This is a genomic window from Variovorax sp. KBW07 (assembly GCF_003852515.1).
GTDB lineage: Bacteria > Pseudomonadota > Gammaproteobacteria > Burkholderiales > Burkholderiaceae_C > Variovorax.
Genome location: NZ_QAJK01000025.1, coordinates 527 through 888 on the forward strand (window position 1 = coordinate 527; position 362 = coordinate 888).

Below are 362 nucleotides of genomic sequence, written 5' to 3' on the forward strand. Positions count from 1 at the left end.
CGCTCGATCAGCGCATCGAGCTGCGCGTCGTCAAGCTGTCGCCACCAGTCGCGCTGCACCGCGTCGTTGGCGAACAGCGAGCGCTCGGGCGCGGAGATGGCCACCGGTGCATCGGCTGGTGCGGTGTAGGTCGGCCCGACGGCGCAACCGGCCAGCACCAGCACACTGAGCGCGAAGGGCGCGGTGTACGAAAAGAATCTCTTGTTCATGGTCGTGCTCCTTCGGTGTCAGGCGTGGTCGCCGGCCGGCTCGCGCGCCACGAGCGCGTCGAGTTCGGTGGCGCGCTGCGAGCGGCCCACCGTGCGGTGGTCGCGTGCCAGCAGTGTGTACATGGTAGGCAGCACGAACAGCGTGAACAGCGT

At 68.5% G+C, this 362-nt stretch carries 1 pseudogene; it reads right to left on the minus strand.

Features of this window, described 5'->3' with window-relative positions:
* Positions 1 to 209: pseudogene (locus DBV14_RS05395) on the minus strand (TolC family protein); the annotation flags it as partial.
* Positions 210 to 362 lie beyond the last annotated feature (153 nt).